The organism is Chitinophaga filiformis, assembly GCF_021646545.1.
In the GTDB taxonomy this organism is placed as follows: Bacteria; Bacteroidota; Bacteroidia; order Chitinophagales; family Chitinophagaceae; genus Chitinophaga; species Chitinophaga filiformis_A.
Map to the genome: position 1 here is coordinate 1 of NZ_JAKIRP010000017.1, position 17,091 is coordinate 17,091.

Annotated in this window: 9 protein-coding genes and 2 tRNA genes; 3 read left to right on the forward strand and 8 right to left on the reverse strand. The window is 47.1% G+C overall.

The window, feature by feature from the left end:
• Positions 1-434: 434 nt before the first annotated feature.
• Together L3C95_RS29155 and L3C95_RS29160 are read right to left on the reverse strand one after the other, a co-directional pair.
• Positions 435-510, reverse strand: a tRNA-Gly gene (locus tag L3C95_RS29155).
• A gap of 130 nt (positions 511-640) precedes the next feature.
• Positions 641-716, reverse strand: a tRNA-Gly gene (locus L3C95_RS29160).
• A gap of 346 nt (positions 717-1,062) precedes the next feature.
• Between L3C95_RS29160 and L3C95_RS29165 the strand changes: the two genes are divergently transcribed.
• Positions 1,063-2,601, forward strand: coding sequence for an alpha-N-arabinofuranosidase (locus tag L3C95_RS29165; protein WP_236393760.1), 1,539 nt, complete (start codon positions 1,063-1,065; stop codon positions 2,599-2,601).
• Positions 2,602-2,699: 98 nt separating this feature from the next.
• On the opposite strand, the gene L3C95_RS29170 is transcribed toward L3C95_RS29165, so the two are convergent.
• From L3C95_RS29170 to L3C95_RS29195, 6 genes are read right to left on the reverse strand one after another with little or no spacing between them, the layout of a single operon-like run.
• Entirely contained in the window at positions 2,700-4,958 is a 2,259-nt protein-coding gene (locus L3C95_RS29170; protein WP_236393765.1) for a DUF4838 domain-containing protein, read from the reverse strand.
• A gap of 11 nt (positions 4,959-4,969) precedes the next feature.
• Positions 4,970-7,837, reverse strand: a complete 2,868-nt coding sequence (locus L3C95_RS29175; RefSeq protein WP_236393770.1) for a tetratricopeptide repeat protein — start codon at positions 7,835-7,837, stop codon at positions 4,970-4,972.
• A 1-nt stretch (position 7,838) separates the two neighbouring features.
• The gene (locus tag L3C95_RS29180; protein ID WP_236393781.1) at positions 7,839-9,335 is read right to left on the reverse strand and encodes a glycosyltransferase family 2 protein; all 1,497 of its coding nucleotides are present in this window, start codon (positions 9,333-9,335) and stop codon (positions 7,839-7,841) included.
• Between the two features lie 44 nt (positions 9,336-9,379).
• The gene (locus L3C95_RS29185; protein ID WP_236393792.1) at positions 9,380-10,837 is read right to left on the reverse strand and encodes a glycosyltransferase family 2 protein; all 1,458 of its coding nucleotides are present in this window, start codon (positions 10,835-10,837) and stop codon (positions 9,380-9,382) included.
• A gap of 7 nt (positions 10,838-10,844) precedes the next feature.
• Positions 10,845-11,972 carry a HEAT repeat domain-containing protein gene (locus L3C95_RS29190; protein WP_236393801.1) on the reverse strand — a complete coding sequence of 376 codons (1,128 nt, stop codon included), beginning with the start codon at positions 11,970-11,972 and terminating at the stop codon, positions 10,845-10,847.
• A 49-nt stretch (positions 11,973-12,021) separates the two neighbouring features.
• Positions 12,022-12,408 carry a PleD family two-component system response regulator gene (locus L3C95_RS29195; RefSeq protein WP_236393803.1) on the reverse strand — a complete coding sequence of 129 codons (387 nt, stop codon included), beginning with the start codon at positions 12,406-12,408 and terminating at the stop codon, positions 12,022-12,024.
• Positions 12,409-12,825: 417 nt separating this feature from the next.
• Here L3C95_RS29195 and L3C95_RS29200 point away from each other — a divergent pair, with 417 nt between their 5' ends.
• The gene (locus L3C95_RS29200; RefSeq protein ID WP_236393807.1) at positions 12,826-16,239 is read left to right on the forward strand and encodes a response regulator; all 3,414 of its coding nucleotides are present in this window, start codon (positions 12,826-12,828) and stop codon (positions 16,237-16,239) included.
• A 15-nt stretch (positions 16,240-16,254) separates the two neighbouring features.
• Entirely contained in the window at positions 16,255-17,076 is an 822-nt protein-coding gene (locus L3C95_RS29205) for a CheR family methyltransferase (protein ID WP_236393808.1), read from the forward strand.
• The last annotated feature ends 15 nt before the right edge of the window (positions 17,077-17,091 follow it).

The window sequence follows — 17,091 nt, forward strand, 5'->3', positions numbered from 1 at the left end:
GCGCTGCCTGCAGGCGGTAAAGTCATTGTGGAAGCGGAGAATTTGCCAGGGAGGTATACGGTGAAGGAATTGCTGCTTACATAAAAAACGTCTTCACTGCTTACGAATGGCTTCTTTCTGATTGGGGGCCCTGCATCGCTGGAATATTCTCCAATTTGCCAGCCAGCCAGAATTATTTTGATAGGTATTGTTCCCTCCTTACAAGTGGGTAGGCGTAGCTTTGCCCACCAGGTTTTCAACTTGATCCGATCTGCCTTTCTAAAAGGGAGGCCTCAGGATAGGATTGAAATTTCAAGGAAGGGTGTGTAAATAGGCCTCAACAAACCGCTGATGCCGGCTGCGTGATATATTCTGTGGGAAAATGGATCGGGAGACGAAATAGCCCCTGCAGGGCATAAAAAAAGTCCTGATGTAGCAACACCAGGACTTTTGTGTGGAGCGGAAGACCGGGCTCGAACCGGCCACCCCGACCTTGGCAAGGTCGTGCTCTACCAAATGAGCTACTTCCGCGTATCTGAGATACGGTTTCTAAAACCGGCCTCTTTAGTTAAGAACTTGTTTTTGCACTATTGCCTGCAATTGATCTTGTGAGCCAGCGCAATAAAAAAGTCCTGGTGTAGTATACAGCAGGACTTCTCTGTGGAGCGGAAGACCGGGCTCGAACCGGCCACCCCGACCTTGGCAAGGTCGTGCTCTACCAAATGAGCTACTTCCGCATATCTGAGATACAATTTTATTCAGTGATTACCTGTCTAAACTGACCTCTTTAATTAAGAACTTTTGTTTCCCGCCTGCGTCATTCGCGATTGGGATTGCAAATGTACAATTTTGTCCGAAATCGCAAAATATTTGCGTCCTTTTTTTCAAAAAAAGTTGAGCCACTTTTTAATACGCTGAACAAACAATTCTGATGTTTGATATTTGAAGACGATGAAATGCCGTAGCAGTAAGGATTATAAGAGAAAGAAAATAGTTGTATGATTGACAGTTATTTTTTCTATCTTGTGCCTGTTCCACGTCTCTCAAATGTTGACAAGTCAGACAATACATAAATTCTAAATTATGAAAAAGAAGCTATCGCTCCTGTTACTGGTGCTTTTCAATTACGCGGCAAAGGCACAAAATACGGCAAGCCTGGTGGTACAGCCCAAATCTGATCACACCATCAGTCGTCATATCTATGGACATTTTTCTGAGCACCTGGGGCATTGCATTTATGATGGCTTCTGGGTTGATCCTGCACTGAACGTGCCTAAAAAGGACCGCATACGCCTCGATGTAGTGGAAGCCCTGAAAAAGATCCGTATCCCTAACCTGCGCTGGCCGGGAGGTTGTTTCGCTGATGAATATCACTGGCGGGACGGTATCGGCCCAAGAGAACAACGCCCTAAAATGGTAAATACCAACTGGGGGGGCGTAACAGAAGATAACAGCTTCGGTACACACGAATTCCTGGAGCTTTGTGAACTGCTGCAAACCGAACCTTATATCTCTGCAAACGTAGGTAGTGGCACTGTTGAAGAAATGGCCAAATGGGTAGAGTATTTCAACTTCGACGGCCTTAGTCCTATGAGCAACTTACGTAAGCAGAACGGCCACGAAAAGCCCTGGAAAGTGACCTTCCTGGGTGTGGGTAATGAAAGCTGGGGTTGCGGTGGTAATATGACGCCGGCTTTTTATGCTGACCAGTACCGCAGGTATGCTACCTACGCACGTAACTATCCCGGTGCGCCCCTGAAAAAGATCGCCAGCGGTGCAAGCGATTTTGATTTTAACTGGACAGAAACCTGCATGAAGCAGATCCCGCTGGGACAAATGTGGGGACTCAGCCTGCACTATTATACCGTACCTAAGACCTGGAACGATAAAGGTTCTGCTACCAACTTCACCGAACAGGAATATTTCACTACCATGAAAAAATGCCTGGCCATGGATTCCCTGGTGATCAAACATGCGGCTATCATGGATAAATATGATCCTAAAAAACGTGTAGCCCTGGTGGTGGACGAATGGGGTATCTGGACAAATGTGGAACCAGGCACCAATCCTGGCTTCCTGTATCAGCAGAACAGCCTGCGTGATGCCCTGATAGCCGGTAGCACACTGAATATCTTCAACAATCATAGCGACCGTGTGAGAATGGCAGAACTGGCGCAGACTGTGAACGTGTTACAGGCCCTGATCCTGACAGACAAGGAGAAGATGCTGCTAACGCCTACCTACCATGTATTTGATCTGTACAAAGTACACCAGGATGCACAATACCTGCCTATAAAGCTGAACAGCCCTGCTTACACTTCGGGTAACGAACAGATACCTGCGGTGAATGCTTCTGCTTCGCAGGATTCTACCGGTGCAATACATATCTCCCTGGTGAACCTGAACCCTTCTCAGAAAATCAGCCTCAGCACCAGCTTCGAACAGGCAAAATGGAAAACAGTGACGGGCGAAGTGCTGACATCAGCAAAAACAACTGACATCAATACATTTGAGCAGCCTAATAAAGTGCATATTGAGAAATTCTCGGGAGCAAAGAAACAGGGCGACAATCTTGTAGTGGAACTGCCTCCTGCATCAGTAGTAGTGCTGGAACTGAAATAGTACCACACATCCTGACCATATATCGTTGAGTGGCAATTGCAAAAAGCAGTTGCCACTTTTTTTACAGGCTGTCGAAAAAGTATTTATACAGGATACTGTTACAGCACATACACCTCATCACAACATACCGCCGCCTTTTTACCTGATGGTGCTCCTCTCCATGCCGGCACCTCCTGCTGGCAACGGCCGGTAACGCGCAGGAAACGCGCATGAACTGCTGGCAGCCGGAAACGGAAATTGCGTACTGCTATGGTATAATCTTCTTCTCCAATTGGTGCCGGTTGCTGCTGGCCCGCCGGTTTGAAGTTGACACCGTCTGCAGATGTTTCTATCACTATTTCGGAAGGATTGAAAATATAATGCCGGGCGTCCTGCAGGAAGTTCATCTGCACCTGCGTGATGATCTTTTCTTCCCCGAGATCGATGGTGGCAACCAGGTCTTTTCCATAGATAAACAGCCAGTTGATGCTGAAATCCTTATCGCCCTGTAATCCGTCCGTGAGTGTCCGTTCTCTTTTTGCCGGGTACTCATCTGACCATGGATGCAGCAGCGAAACTTTTGCGCCGAAGGCCAGGCTGTTGATCCATTTGCGGGCAAAAATAGTGTCCCATTCCTGTTGATAGGCATCTGCATTACCGCCACCCTCTGATAGCTCTTTTACACCTGCCTGTTTACATTGTGCTACAAATTTATGTACACGTTCCGGCCAGCGGGGATTTACAATATAACCGCCCTTATCCGGGATAAGATAGCCGAACTTCTCCGTCCCGAAAAAGCGGGATTGCTGTAATACAGTATACTCCAGTGGCAGCCGCGCGTTATATACTTTTGTGAGCAGATCGTTATTGCCGGCTGCTGCCTTTTCAGCTTTGTCGAGAAGATCAGAATACTGATCTATCGCCGTGGGTGAAAGATAGTTGATATGGTTGTTGACAGGATTGCCATAAATGTCCAGTTGCGTTTTGGTGTTGTGCATCGTAGTGACCAATGCCTGCAGATATTGTCCAATGAAAGGGCCTGCTTTGCCATAATAGCCATTCAGGAAATCCAGGGTGATCTCCTCCGTAGTGCGTGATGGATTCCAGAGCAATTTTGCCTGCAGATAGCTATTGTAGGCAGCCATATCACCATAGGTATCGCCACTGCCCTGTGAAAAAACACCTGTTACTTTATGTGCTGACAGGTACTTCAGATTGGGCTGCAGATTGTTGTAGTCAGGAAAAGGCGCCAGGTAGTTCGTGAACTGTGTAGTATAATCCCACAGGAAAATATGATCGGTTATGGCGCCCCATCCTTCTAAGTCTTTCCTGAATGCAGCGGCAGAAGGAATAGTGCTCAGCGGCTCCTGGCGGTAAGCATCAATGCTGCTCAACATGATATATACGTTAGCGGCAGGCTTCGTCCTCTGCGGCGGATGTGACGTGTATTGATAGGCCAGTGTTGTAAACTGTTGTTCAGGAAACACGGCCGCAACCTTGTTTACAAAGCGGATCAGTGAGCCCTGCGGACCGCCTTCTTCTGCATTCGCTTTGCTGCATTGATCGCAGGTACAGAAACCACCACCATCTTCTGCAGCAATAGACCAGTAAAGTGCATCGGGATTGGTGGCAATGGCTTTACGGAAATATTCCACCATTACATTAAATACGTCTTGATTACTGAGGCACAGCTGACTGGCCTGTCGTTTGCCGTTTACCAGTGCATAATATTCCGGATGGGCAGCAAAGTATGTTTTGGGAGGAAGGATCTTGAAAAAGGAATGTCCCCATACTCCCCAGAGGTCTTCCAGGCGATGCAGTTTATGCCATTCCAGGTATTCATCGTCAAATGCAGCGGGGTAATAGGTTTCTCTGTATACAAAAGCAGGCTCCTGTTTATCCATCAGTTCCTGCGGTAAGCGAAGATTTTTACTGTTGGGTATAATGACCGGTGTAGCAGCATATTTACGGCAACCAAAATAGTCTTCCAGCAGGGTATATACACCATATAGAATACCTTTGCCAGTGCCTCCCCTGATATACAGATGCTGATCGTCTGTAGCAATAAAAAAGCTTTCTCCCTTCAGCTTACCACTCCTGAACTGTTCTACATGTTCAGTGTTGCCAATAAAAATACCGGGTTGCTCCTGATATGTTTTTTCCTGAATGATGTTCAGGGATGCGCCTGAAATCCGTTTCACATAAGTCTGCAGCAGGCTGGCCGCCTTTGTTTCATGCTTCGTTGCTTCATCCGGCAGTACGATCACATACCTGGAACTACCCTTGGATACCAGGTCAATATTCCCTCTTGGGGATTGACAGCTGTTATGGGTGAGCAGCGTCATTATCAACAGTAAAGAGTACATCATCCTGAACATGAATAGTGTGATTAAAATTTACGTTGCAGGGTTACATAAATATCGTACTGGTTCTGAAAGACAGTGGAGCTGATCTTCTGATTGATCCATGTGCCGAAAATACCCGCCGTAGTACGGTATTTAAAAGTCTTCTGATATCCCGCGCCTACACTGCGGGTCAGCAGGCCCGCCAGTTTAGGGAATTGTATAAGACGGCTTCTGTCATCAGGAGAAGTACCCAGTCCTGCATTGAAAGCAATAAAGTCCTGCTGCCGGTTCATATAGTAACGGGCAGTAAGATTGTAAGAGGTATAAAACTCGGGTGAATCATTAATGAAATAAGCCCTGAAATTCACCCAGAATTCTTTCCATGTCTTTGAAATGGATGCTACGCCCGATATACTGCTCGTACTGTCTGCATTCAGATAACGGATACCCAGCTCACCCTCTATATCGCGTTTGAATGTTTTGAAAATAGAGTAAGCCAGCCGCGTTCTTGGGAAGACAATTTCATTGGAATAAGTGGCGAGTGCATAAGAGTACAACTTTGGATTGTGTGTGTAATACAATTCTCCTTCACCCTGCAACCCCGTACCCTGTTCCCGTCCTGCATAGTTCAGGCGGGCAGCATAGGAGCCCCGTTTGAAGAAATGACGGTATTCAAGGGTCGCAATATTATATGAGTTGTCCTGGTAGTCGTAGCTGGAATGAAGGAAGAACATGCCAAACTGGTTCTTCATTGTTTTACTATGCAGGTAGTCCGCATAGTCAATATACTCTGTACTGCGGCTCAGCTTTACAACAGAATCTGCCGACAGTGCAGCTTCCGCGTACATCTTTTTATTCTCCAGTAACACAGCTCTTTTCTGTATGAAAGATGCATTGTCGGGATAGAAGCGGATACCCTGATCCGCATATGTCAAAGCACTGTCGTATTCCTTTTTGTCGCTCAGCAGATTTATACTGTAGAGTAAGGCCAGAGAATCTCTCCGGTTCAGGCCCAGCACCTGCTGGTAGATGGCCAATGCGCTATCTGGCGCATTGTTGCGCTGATAGGCAGTACCTGCGGCAAGGAGGCCATCGGTATATGCGGTTCTGTATTTGGCTGTGAACGGATAACGTTGCATCAGCTGGTAGGAGATGGCATTTGCTTCGTTATACCGCTTCATTTCAGTCAGTATGCCTGCCTTTTTCAGGAGCAGCTCTTTGTTGTCAGGGTAATAGGTCAATGCCTGACTAATATAGAACAGGGAGCTATCTGCTTGCCCTACGGCATGCTGCAGGTTGATCATGTAATTCAGCGCATCGGGGTTTTCGGGCGATTGTGCCAGCACTGCACGGAATTCTCTGGCGGCCATATCATATTCTTCTGCCTGCATCAGTGTACGGCCTGCTGTCAGGCGCAGGTCGGTCAGATTTGCTGCGTATTTCGTATCAGAAGGAGCGCGGCGTAACAATTGTTCTGCAATCACCGCTGCTTCATCATACTGCCCCATCTCAGCAAGTATACTGGATTTCTTCAGGAGGAAACGGCTGTTGTCAGGGTAGGAGGCGAGCGCCCTGTCCAGCACCTGCAACGCGTGTATATTGTCTTTCTGATTGATATAAGTGTTGGCCATCATATCCAGCGCGGTAGAATCCCGTGGATCTGTTTGCAGGGCCTTGTCAAATTCTGCCAGCGCCAGGTCGTATTGTTGCTGGGACAGATAATCCCGTCCACTGGCTATTTTTAAGGCAGTATACCGGCTTTTCAGGTCAGCGCCGGACCTGTTGTTTGCATACAATTTTTCAGCCAATACTGCGGCTTCTGTGAACTTTCTGTCGCTTTCAAGTACATCCAGTTTAAGCGATAGTAATCGCTGATCGTTCGGATTATTCTTCAGGCCCCGGTTGATCCAGGCAAGCGCTTCGCGATAGGCGCCGCGTGACATGCTCATGCCTATTATTTTATCCAGCGCCTCGCGGTTGCCGGGATTTTTTTCCAGTACCCCCTGATATAACAGGTAGGGATCTGTATTAGCATACCATGCTGCAGCCTCCATATGCAGGGCTGTTTCCATACTGTGTGCTTTAGCATCCCCGGGCCAGCGTTTCAGTATCTGTTGCAGTTGATCAATGGCCGCGGGATAATCGTGCATTTCCTGCAGCAGCCCTAGTTTACGCATCATCAGGTCATGGGAACCGGGATTAGCGGCCAGTTCTGCATTCACCTGTTCAATCGCCCGTGTATAACTGCCGCTTTTGATATACATAGCGGTGATGGCCGATTTTGCTTCCTCATTGGTATGATCCAGCAGTAAGGCCCTCTCATAATTCTGCATGGCAAGCAGCTGGTTGTTCCTGAGCTGATAGTAACGTCCTGCCAGCAGGAAGTGGCCGGTATATGCTCTCTGGACCGTGGTATCGGTACTGTACTTTTCCAGGAGTGAAGTTGCATAATTGCCACCCTGGAAAAATCGTTCAGATGCATCGAGGATGCTTAGTTTTTTTAACATCAATGTTTTATCACCCGGGAACTGGAACAATCCTTCATCAACATAACATTCTGCTTCCTCATACTTTTTTGCGCCCAGCTCAATGTTGACAGCGTAAAGGTAGGCATCATAATAGGTAGGCGCTTTAGCCAGCACCTGTTTCACATAGCGTCTTGCCAGCATTGTGTTGCCGGTCAGCATGTACAATCTTCCCAGCAATAACTCCTGATCGGTGAAGTCCGGTCTTTTCAGCAGGGCTTCTTTCGAGAGCTGTATTGCCTTCTGGTAATGATTGGCCCGGGTCTCTTTTACTGCTTCTTCATACAGCTCATCTGCGTCTTTCTCTTTGGTAAAGAGCTGCGCCTGTGCCTGCAATGAAAGGCAAAGTATGGTACCGGACAGTATATATTTGAATAACGACATCATCTTAAGTATTTGCAGGTTTCCGCTGGCCAAATCCCTGGCGCTGCATGTTCCCCCAGCTGTGTTTCCGTCCTGTGATGAAATGGAAATATCCCCTCAGCGCAAAGAATACGATCAGGGGGTGATAGACAAAAGGTTCAAGAAAGGCCATTAAAGCCAGGCCTATCACTTCCTTCCATGTCTTATAGTGTTTGTAGGTGATCTGGTCCCATAAGATGGCCAGTGTAGTGATCATTACCGAATAGAAATAGACAAACGCCAGCAGGATCAGTGCATTGTGCCAGTTGATACTGCCTGTAACGATCTGGTAGATATAATAAAAAATACCTGTGATCTCGATAATCGGAGCCAGGAATTCAAAAAGCAGGTTATATGGCAGCACGATCATCCCGAGGCGCTTATAGTGCGGATTGAAAATCACCTTGCGGTGTATGGTGATGATCTCTGCCAGACCACGGCCCCAGCGGGTACGCTGGCGACTGAATACCTTCATGGTAGGAGGGCCTTCCGTCCAGCATTGTGTGGTAGGAATGTACCTGATCGCATACTTCAGTTTGTTGTCGATCATGTAGGTACACATCCGCGTTACAATATCCATGTCTTCTGCAAACGACTTACTGTCATAGCCGCCGGCCTTGATAGCGATCTCTTTATCAAACAGCCCCAGACCACCGGATACATTCGGTACACAGTTGATCACACTCCATCCCATTTTACCCAATACATAGGCCCGCAGGTACTCCATTTCCTGGAAGCGGGGCAACCATTTATCCGGAGGCCGCACACGGGTGATCACGCCTTCGTCCACCTCGCAGGAGTTGGCCAGACGCAAAGTTGCACCTGTAGCAATGACGCGGATACTGTCTTCCACCATATGCACATAACCACATTCAGGGCAGGGTTCTCCGATCTCTTTGATCTTATTGTGCTCCTCATCCATAAATGGTTTGATCATGCGCAGCAGCGTATCTTTTTCAATGATACAATCCACATCCGTACAAAGAAAGTAATCATAAGCAGCAGCGTTGATACCTGCGTTGGAAGCGTCAGCCTTACTCTTTCCATTTACCTTATCGATCACCACCAGTTTCTCATATGCAGAGTTGGAAGATTTGAAGAGCCTTTTTACCGGTTGTGATTTGATACGTTCATTATAGGCGAAGTCTACTACCTGCAGCTGGAATTCCCTAATGAGTTTTTCGAGGGTGTCGTCTGTACTACCGTCGTTGACGATGATCACTTCATAGCGGGGATAGTTCAGTGTCAGCAGTGAACGAACGTTCTGGATAATGGTCACACCTTCATTGTATGCAGGTGCAATGATGGAGATACCAGGCGCTATGGGCGACTGCAGCATTTTGTTATAATCCACATAACTGTTCTTACGCTGGAACCTGATGATACCACGGAGCGAGAGTATAGCCAGCAAAGCATACATGAACAGCATGGTACTGCCGTATACAAAAACAAAGCCTTCAAAAACGTTTCTAAACAATTGCACGGTATCTCCTGGTTTTTATAGATAATAGTTTTACAAGCCGACCCTTATTTCGCTGTGACGGTCGCAGCTGCTTTCTGCGTCGTCTGGAAACCCCTCCGCTGCATATTGCCCCAGGCACTCTTTTTACCCGTAAGGAAGTAGTAATATCCACGCACCGCGAATATTACTATCAGCGGGTGATAAAGGAAGAATTCCATAAAAGGCGTTAAGCAGAGATAGGCCACCTCTTTCCATGTTTTGTAATACCTGAACGTAAGCTGGTCCCAAAGGATAGCCATAGTGGTGATCATCACGGAATAAGTATATACAAAAAGCAGCAGTACCAGCGCTGTAGGCCAGTTGATAAGGCCAAGGCAGGTCATGATTATGTAGTAAGCTATACCGGTAATTTCAATGATGGGCGCCAGCAGTTCAAAGAAGAAGTTGTAAGGAATAATGACGAGTCCCATTTTTCCATAACGGGGATTCATGAACATGCTGAAATGCGCATACATCAGTTGCGCCAGTCCTCTTGCCCAGCGGGTGCGCTGGCGGTTGAAGATTTTGACGGTGGAGGGTGCTTCCGTCCAGCAGAGCGTTTTAGGAATATAACGGATAGCGTAATCGATCTTATTGTCATATGCATAACGGCACATCCGTGTCATCAGTTCCATGTCCTCACCAAAAGAGCTATGATCATATCCACCCGAGCGGATGGCAATTTCCTTATCAAACAATCCCAGACCACCGGAAACGTTCGGTACGCAGTTCAGGAGGCTCCAGCCCATTTTACCCAGTACAAACGCACGGATATATTCTACTTCCTGGAAGCGGGGCAGCAACTGGCGGGGAGGGCGCATACGGGTCATTACTCCTTCGTCAAATTCGCAGGAGTTGGCAATACGTAAGGTAGCGCCGGTAGCAATGACACGTTTCTTCTTTTCCTGCATCACCGGTTTAATGAGTTCCAGCAGGGTATTTTTGTCGAGAATGCAGTCTACATCTGTACACACGAAATGATCATATGACGCGGCGTTGATGCCGGCGTTTACCGCGTCTGCCTTGCTTTTACCGTTTACTTTATCAATGACGAGCAATTTGGAATAGGCGGGGTTGGTGGATTTGAAGATCTTCCTGACCGGTCTGGTCTGTATCTTGACATTATAAGCAAAGTCAACCTGTACCAGTTCAAATTCATTGATCATCTGTTCGAGGCTGTTATCTGTACTGCCGTCGTTCACGATGATGATCTCATATTTCGGATAGTTCAGCGTAAGCAGGGAACGCACGTTGAAAATGATGGTAAGTCCTTCGTTGAAGGCGGGCGCCAATACCGTGATGCCGGGAGCGAGTGGAGAACTGAGCAGGGTATTTTGCTGGTTGAACTTATCTTTTCTGGCATATGCCCTGACAGAAATCATAGAGAAGATGGCCAACAACGCATATGTGATCAGCAGTATTGTACCGTAAACAAAAACAGTGGTTTCATAAAATCTTCCTATCGTATCCCAGATATTACCCATCTCACGGTCAGTATTTAATTAAAGGGTTCATACTATGTTTCAGGATCAGTTTATTTTCTGCAGTAGCGGTTTCTACCAGTTCTTCAATAATGCCTTTGGCGGCCCATTTATTATTTATGATCGATTTGGCAGCATGTTTACGAACGTCGAAATCAGTAGCATGCAGGAATTCCTGACGCAGGAAGTCAACATGCCGGCCGCTGCTGATGCGGCCAAGGGCTTTCAGTATTTCCAGCTGGCAGTTCAGCGGCTGACTGTCATACATCTGGAGGAGTTTATCTTCCACACTTTCCATTTTCAGTTTCCCCAGACAATTGATTGCATCAGCACGCAGGTAATGATCTTTGGTGTCCAATAGTTTCAGCACCGCCGGAACGGCACTGATCTGGTTGTAGTGGACTACCAGTTTGAGGCAGAAAGAGACAATACTTTTATTGGAAGAATAGGTGATCCATTGTGCAAAGTTAGGAATCGCGATACGCTCGGTAGTGGAGATGATCTTAAAAAGCTCCACCTGGTCCCACATGAGGAGCGGCTCAGTTACTACGTCAAAGAATTTGAAAGGTTCATTCTTACTCAGCTTGATATATGCGTGCCGGGCGGCAGCGCGTAATTCGCGGTTGCGGCTGTTGGTAAGAGGGAGAATGGTAACATCTGCAATGGACATATTCATGTTGCTGAGTTCTGCCAGTGCCTGCACTTTTTTATCCCATTTGCGGGACTTCATTTTTTTGAGGGAATCTTTGTCCAGTTCCAGTTGTATGTAGAGGTTCCGGAGTTGTTCGCCCATAGCCCCCCGTACATTATTCCTGTAGTCTATCAGCCGGTCTATTAACGCCTGTCTGGCCCATCTGTGTTCAAAAACGGGCAGGCGGAACACTTCTATGGGAAGCATGACCTGATCTGCCGGAACATCGCTGGCCAGCTCGTCATTAAGAAGGATATGCTCCATGAGCAGGTTGTCTATAACAGGATGAAGGCTGGCAAGCTTCTTTTCCCGCTGATGGGCCTTGTACCTGCCGGTAAGTATGGACAGGTAGGCAAGGACAGTGAAGGATATCGCAATGATAATGAATATTATTGCGATCTGAATATTCAGGGAAGACCCCCTGAAATCATATAGGTTATATTCCATACAGGACTGGTCAATTGATCAAGGTTCAAGAGGAAAGTAACAACAATGTCTATCTGGCGCTGTACTGCATCAGTAAGCGTTTTACCCGTATCAGTAATTCCCCCGGAATAACCGGTTTCTTAAGGAAGTCGTCTGCTCCCAGTTTGAAACCTTCGAGGATCATCTCTTCGTTACCTGCATTAGAAACAATAATTACAGGAATTGGTTTACCATTTGTTCTTGTTTTCACCTTGCTGAGGATCTCAAAGCCGCTTGCATATGGCATCATGATATCCGTAATGATCAGGTCATAATCATAATTAGTGTCTTCAAGACGCTGAAAAGCCTCTTTTCCATTGGTGACATGTTCTATCTTATATTCTTCCTTATGAAGTATTCGTTCCATTATTTTAGGCATTACTTCATCGTCCTCGACGAGCAGGATCCTGTTACTCATAAAATCGGCTTTTTTGTGCAGTATGCACTGGTGGAAGATTGGTCTTTCAGCATGGTGCAAGATATTTTAGCGTGAAAGTTTAAGAGTGCATTTCAGTCATATCAGTTTGTATAAGACAATCTTTCACAGTATCCTATTATATACTGAAAATCCGCTTGCAGGGATTTATTGCTATGGAGAATTCTCTGCCTGTTCACATGATGAATAATTGTTACTTATTGTAGGTGTATAATATGTTCACTTGGTTTTTACTGACTCTCCGCCAAAGTTAAGGGGCCTGTTCGAAAGATGGTCCATATTAGGCTTAGAAATATATGTGAACAACGGCGGCCTTCGCTGCTGACATATAACAATTCGCTATATTTGCCAGGTCTTTGGTCGTAAATCCTATTGGCTATCACGCTGCATAACCATCACATGAAAAACACCTTAAAACTGCGCCTGTATCTGGGTTTTGCAGTCGCTCTTATTCTTGTAACCGTAGGAGGTATTTTTTCGTATCTGACTTTCAGGCACCAGCGAACTGAAGGGCAATGGGTAGAGCATTCGTATGAAGTGATCACCACTGCTCAACGACTGAACCGGTACATTTATGAAATTGAAACGGCAGGGGTTACTTACAGAAGTACACGGGAGAAAAAATTCCTCGATTCATATTATGAGAACTATCCACGGGTACTGCCAACGGCACAGGACCTGCGCAAACTGGTAGCCGATAATCTGTCACAGTTCCGGCGGGCCGGAAGGCTGGAGACGGGGGTGATCGCGGTGCTCAATTATTGGCAGGAGCTGTACCAGGTGCGTGACACAGGTTACGTGTTCGCCAACCAGCTAATGATCACGCAGGAGGAGTTAAAATTTGCTGATACGGTACATAATATCATCGGAGAATTAATTTCAGAAGAAAGGGCACTGCTTGGCAACCGGGCAGCTTCGAACAAGGCTTCTGTGGGAAGGGCCATGAACATGTTGATCGTGAACACCATTTTTATCCTGCTGGTGGCTGTTACGCTGATGGTGGTATCTTTCCGGGAACTGAGCAGCAGGATGAAGATCCAGCAGGAGTTGCGCAAGAAGCTGAAAGACGTAGAAGATCTCAATCAGATAACGACAGACAGGAACTGGTTGCTCACGGGAATGTCGAGGATCAATGACAGCCTCAGTGGTGATCTGCAGATGGGCGTGCTGGCGAAAAGATGTCTTGATGTAATGGTCAATTACCTGAATGTACCGGCCGGCGCGCTGTATGCTTTTGATGAGAGGAGTCGTTTGCTTACATTATGTGCAGGTGTTGCGCTACCGGCGAACATAAAGCGGGAATATGCACTGGAAGAAGGGATCACCGGCTATGCAGCCACAAAAAAAGAACTGACCGTCATAGAAAATGTGCCTGCCAGTTACTGGAATATTGAAGCCGGTAGCGGTAGTGCTTTACCAGGCGCCATTGTTTGCCTGCCCCTGTGGCACAATGACGCACTGATGGGCGTTATTGAACTGGTAGTATTCGACGGGGTGAACCCTGCTATGCTGGAGTTATTACGCACCAGTAGTAATGCAATAGCTGTTGCCTTCAACGCTGCTGACGCCAGGACCAGGGTGATGCAGCTGCTGGAACGGGTACAGGAGCAGAAAGAAACGCTGGAAACGCAACAGGAAGAATTGCGGCAGTCTAATGAAGAACTGACCCGCCAGTCCGAGATATTGCAGACCTCCGAGGAGGAATTGCGCGTACAGGAGGAAGAACTGCGCCAGGTGAACGACGAAATGAGTGTACAGAACAAGGCGCTGGAAATGGCCAGGGAAGAACTTTCCGAGAAAGCGAAAGAGCTGGAGCAGAGCAGCCGGTACAAGTCGGAGTTCCTGGCAAATATGTCGCATGAACTGCGTACGCCCCTCAACAGTGTGTTGATATTAGCCCGGTTGCTGGAGGAAAATAAGGATCGCAACCTGAGCAGCAAGCAGGTGGAGTATGCTGGTATCATTCATAAATCAGGTTCCGATCTGCTGAAGCTGATCAATGATATCCTTGATCTGTCTAAGATAGAAGCCGGTAAAATAGAGATAAATATAGAGCCGGTATCTGTCAGGACAATGGTGAGTGACCTGGAGCAGTTGTTCCTGGTGGTAGCGGAAGAGAAGAACATCCGGTTTACAACAGAAATATTGCCGGGCGTGCCTGAAGAGATCCGGACCGACAGGCAGCGACTGGAACAGGTGATCAAAAACCTGTTGTCGAACGCTTTCAAGTTCACACCTGCTGCAGGTACTATTAAGCTTCGCCTTGCGGCTAACCCCGATGGACTGCATATTGCAGTAAGCGATTCGGGAGCGGGCATTCCGGCAGACAAACAACAACTCATCTTTGAGGCTTTCCGGCAGGCGGATGGTTCTACCAGCCGGAAATACGGAGGAACAGGACTGGGCCTTTCTATCAGCAAGGAACTGATGAAAAGGTTAGATGGAGAGATCAGGCTGAAAAGTGAGGAAGGAAAAGGAAGCACATTCACGGTAGTGATGAAGACCAATGGTGTATCGGCGCCGCTGGCAGCAGCTGAGGAAGAAGTGTCTTTACCGGTGAAAAAAGAAGTGCAGCCTATTCCGGTGGCTGAGCCGCCAGCTACAGAGAATGGTGCTGTAGAAGATGACAGGGAGGGGCTTAGTAAGCAGGACAAGCTGGTATTGATCATAGAAGATGACGTTAATTTTGCCATGATCCTGCGGGATTTTGCCCGGGAGAAGGGATATAAAACGATTGTGGCCCTGAATGGTAACGATGGCCTGTTCTTTGCCCGTAAGTATTTGCCGGCAGCTATCCTGCTTGATATGAACCTGCCATTGATAGATGGAAACAGCATCCTGAAGATCCTGAAGAGCAATGAAGACCTTAAGCATATACTAGTACACGTGATCTCCGCAGGGGAAATATCGATCCAGGTCAGGGATAAGGTGGAAGGCTATACGCAGAAGCCTTTGCAGGTGACCGATATGGAGTCAGTATTTTCAGGCATCAGCGAGCAGTTGCAGGCACGTTTTAAGAAGGTGCTGGTAGTGTCTGACGGGGTACTGTTGCATCATCCGTCATTGCAGTCGCTCAGCGATAAACGGCAATTGCAGACGCAGTACAGTCATGTGGAAGACCAGGATGCCGCCGCCACTGAACTGCTCCAGAAAAATTATGATGCCGTGATACTTGATGCGGGAACAGATATTGAGGCAGGCATCGGAAAACTGAACATGCTCAGGCAGGTGGCAGGCAACAAAGGCATGCCTATAATTGTATATCTTGATCATGATATTTCAGAAGCAGATGAGCTGAAACTGAAAAAAGAAGCAGCTGCGATTGTGAGGAACTCTACGTTTTCTACCGACCGACTGATGGACGAGCTGGAACTCTTTTTGTATAAACTGAAGGAGGTAGCTCCCAGGCAAACCAGTGCCATAGAAGTATCTGAGAAGAATCTGTCGGGGCAGAAAGTACTGCTGGCAGATGATGATATGCGGAATGTATTTTCTATCAGTGCGCTGCTGGAAGAGCAGGGTATGGACGTCGTTACGGCTGCGGATGGCAAGGAAGCGCTTGAAAAACTCGAACAACATAAAGACATCCGCCTGGTACTCATGGATATTATGATGCCGGAGATGGATGGCTATGAGGCCATGCGGCACATCAGGGCCGATATGCGTCATAAACAGCTGCCGGTGATAGCGCTGACAGCTAAAGCGATGGCTGGCGACAGAGAGAAATGTATTGCGGCGGGAGCGTCCGACTATATTGCAAAACCAATAGAAAGCAGCAAGCTTTTGTCTTTAATACGTGTATGGATGGTGTAAACCTTATTGTTTCTTATGAAGGAGGTTATCTCAAATGCAGATTTCCTGGATATTATCAACATTGTTAAGTTACAATACGGATATGATTTCACTGGCTATGCACAGGCGTCGATTAAACGGCGCTTACTCCGCTTCATGGGACATATGCGGCTGGACTCCGTTTTTGAACTGAAACACAGGTTGGTCAATGATCAGGATCTCTTTGCCCGGTTGATGCAGTACATTACGGTAAATGTGACGGAAATGTTCAGGGACCCCGCATTTTACAGGTCTTTACGTGAACAGGTATTACCTAAACTTGCCGCTTACCCCAATATCAAAATATGGCATGCGGGTTGTTCCACGGGAGAAGAAGTGTTTTCAATGGCGATCCTTTTACAGGAAGCAGGATTGTTAAGCAGGACGAAGATCTACGCAACAGATCTGAACCCGACTAACCTGGAGCGGGCGGCGACGGGGATTCTGCCCCTGGACAACATGAAAGATTTTACACAGAATTATATACAGTCCGGCGGTCTGGCGGACTTTTCCAATTACTATACGGCCCGGTATGACAATGTGCTTATTAAGAAAGAACTCAGACGGCATATTGCCTTCTTTCAGCATAATCTGGTAACAGACAAGGTGTTTAACGAGTTCCAGCTGATCTGCTGCAGAAATGTATTTATTTATTTCAACAGGGACCTTCAGAATTCGGTATTGCAGTTATTCTTTGACAGTTTGTCCTCAAGGGGATACCTGGCAATGGGACTGAAAGAGACAATGCGTTTTGCAGATATTCATGGCAAATTTGAGACAGTGCATGCATATCATAAAATCTACCGGCGTAAAGAATAGCAGGCCCTATTATTG

What these genes read in the sequence shown, in the direction of transcription:
- L3C95_RS29205 (WP_236393808.1), top strand. Translation starts at nt 16,255, where the DNA reads ATGAAGGAGGTTATCTCAAATGCAGATTTCCTGGATATTATCAACATT.
- L3C95_RS29165 (WP_236393760.1), top strand. Translation starts at nt 1,063, where the DNA reads ATGAAAAAGAAGCTATCGCTCCTGTTACTGGTGCTTTTCAATTACGCG.
- L3C95_RS29175 (WP_236393770.1), bottom strand. Translation starts at nt 7,837, where the DNA reads ATGATGTCGTTATTCAAATATATACTGTCCGGTACCATACTTTGCCTT.
- L3C95_RS29195 (WP_236393803.1), bottom strand. Translation starts at nt 12,408, where the DNA reads ATGAGTAACAGGATCCTGCTCGTCGAGGACGATGAAGTAATGCCTAAA.
- L3C95_RS29190 (WP_236393801.1), bottom strand. Translation starts at nt 11,972, where the DNA reads ATGGAATATAACCTATATGATTTCAGGGGGTCTTCCCTGAATATTCAG.
- L3C95_RS29185 (WP_236393792.1), bottom strand. Translation starts at nt 10,837, where the DNA reads ATGGGTAATATCTGGGATACGATAGGAAGATTTTATGAAACCACTGTT.
- L3C95_RS29200 (WP_236393807.1), top strand. Translation starts at nt 12,826, where the DNA reads ATGAAAAACACCTTAAAACTGCGCCTGTATCTGGGTTTTGCAGTCGCT.
- L3C95_RS29170 (WP_236393765.1), bottom strand. Translation starts at nt 4,958, where the DNA reads ATGTTCAGGATGATGTACTCTTTACTGTTGATAATGACGCTGCTCACC.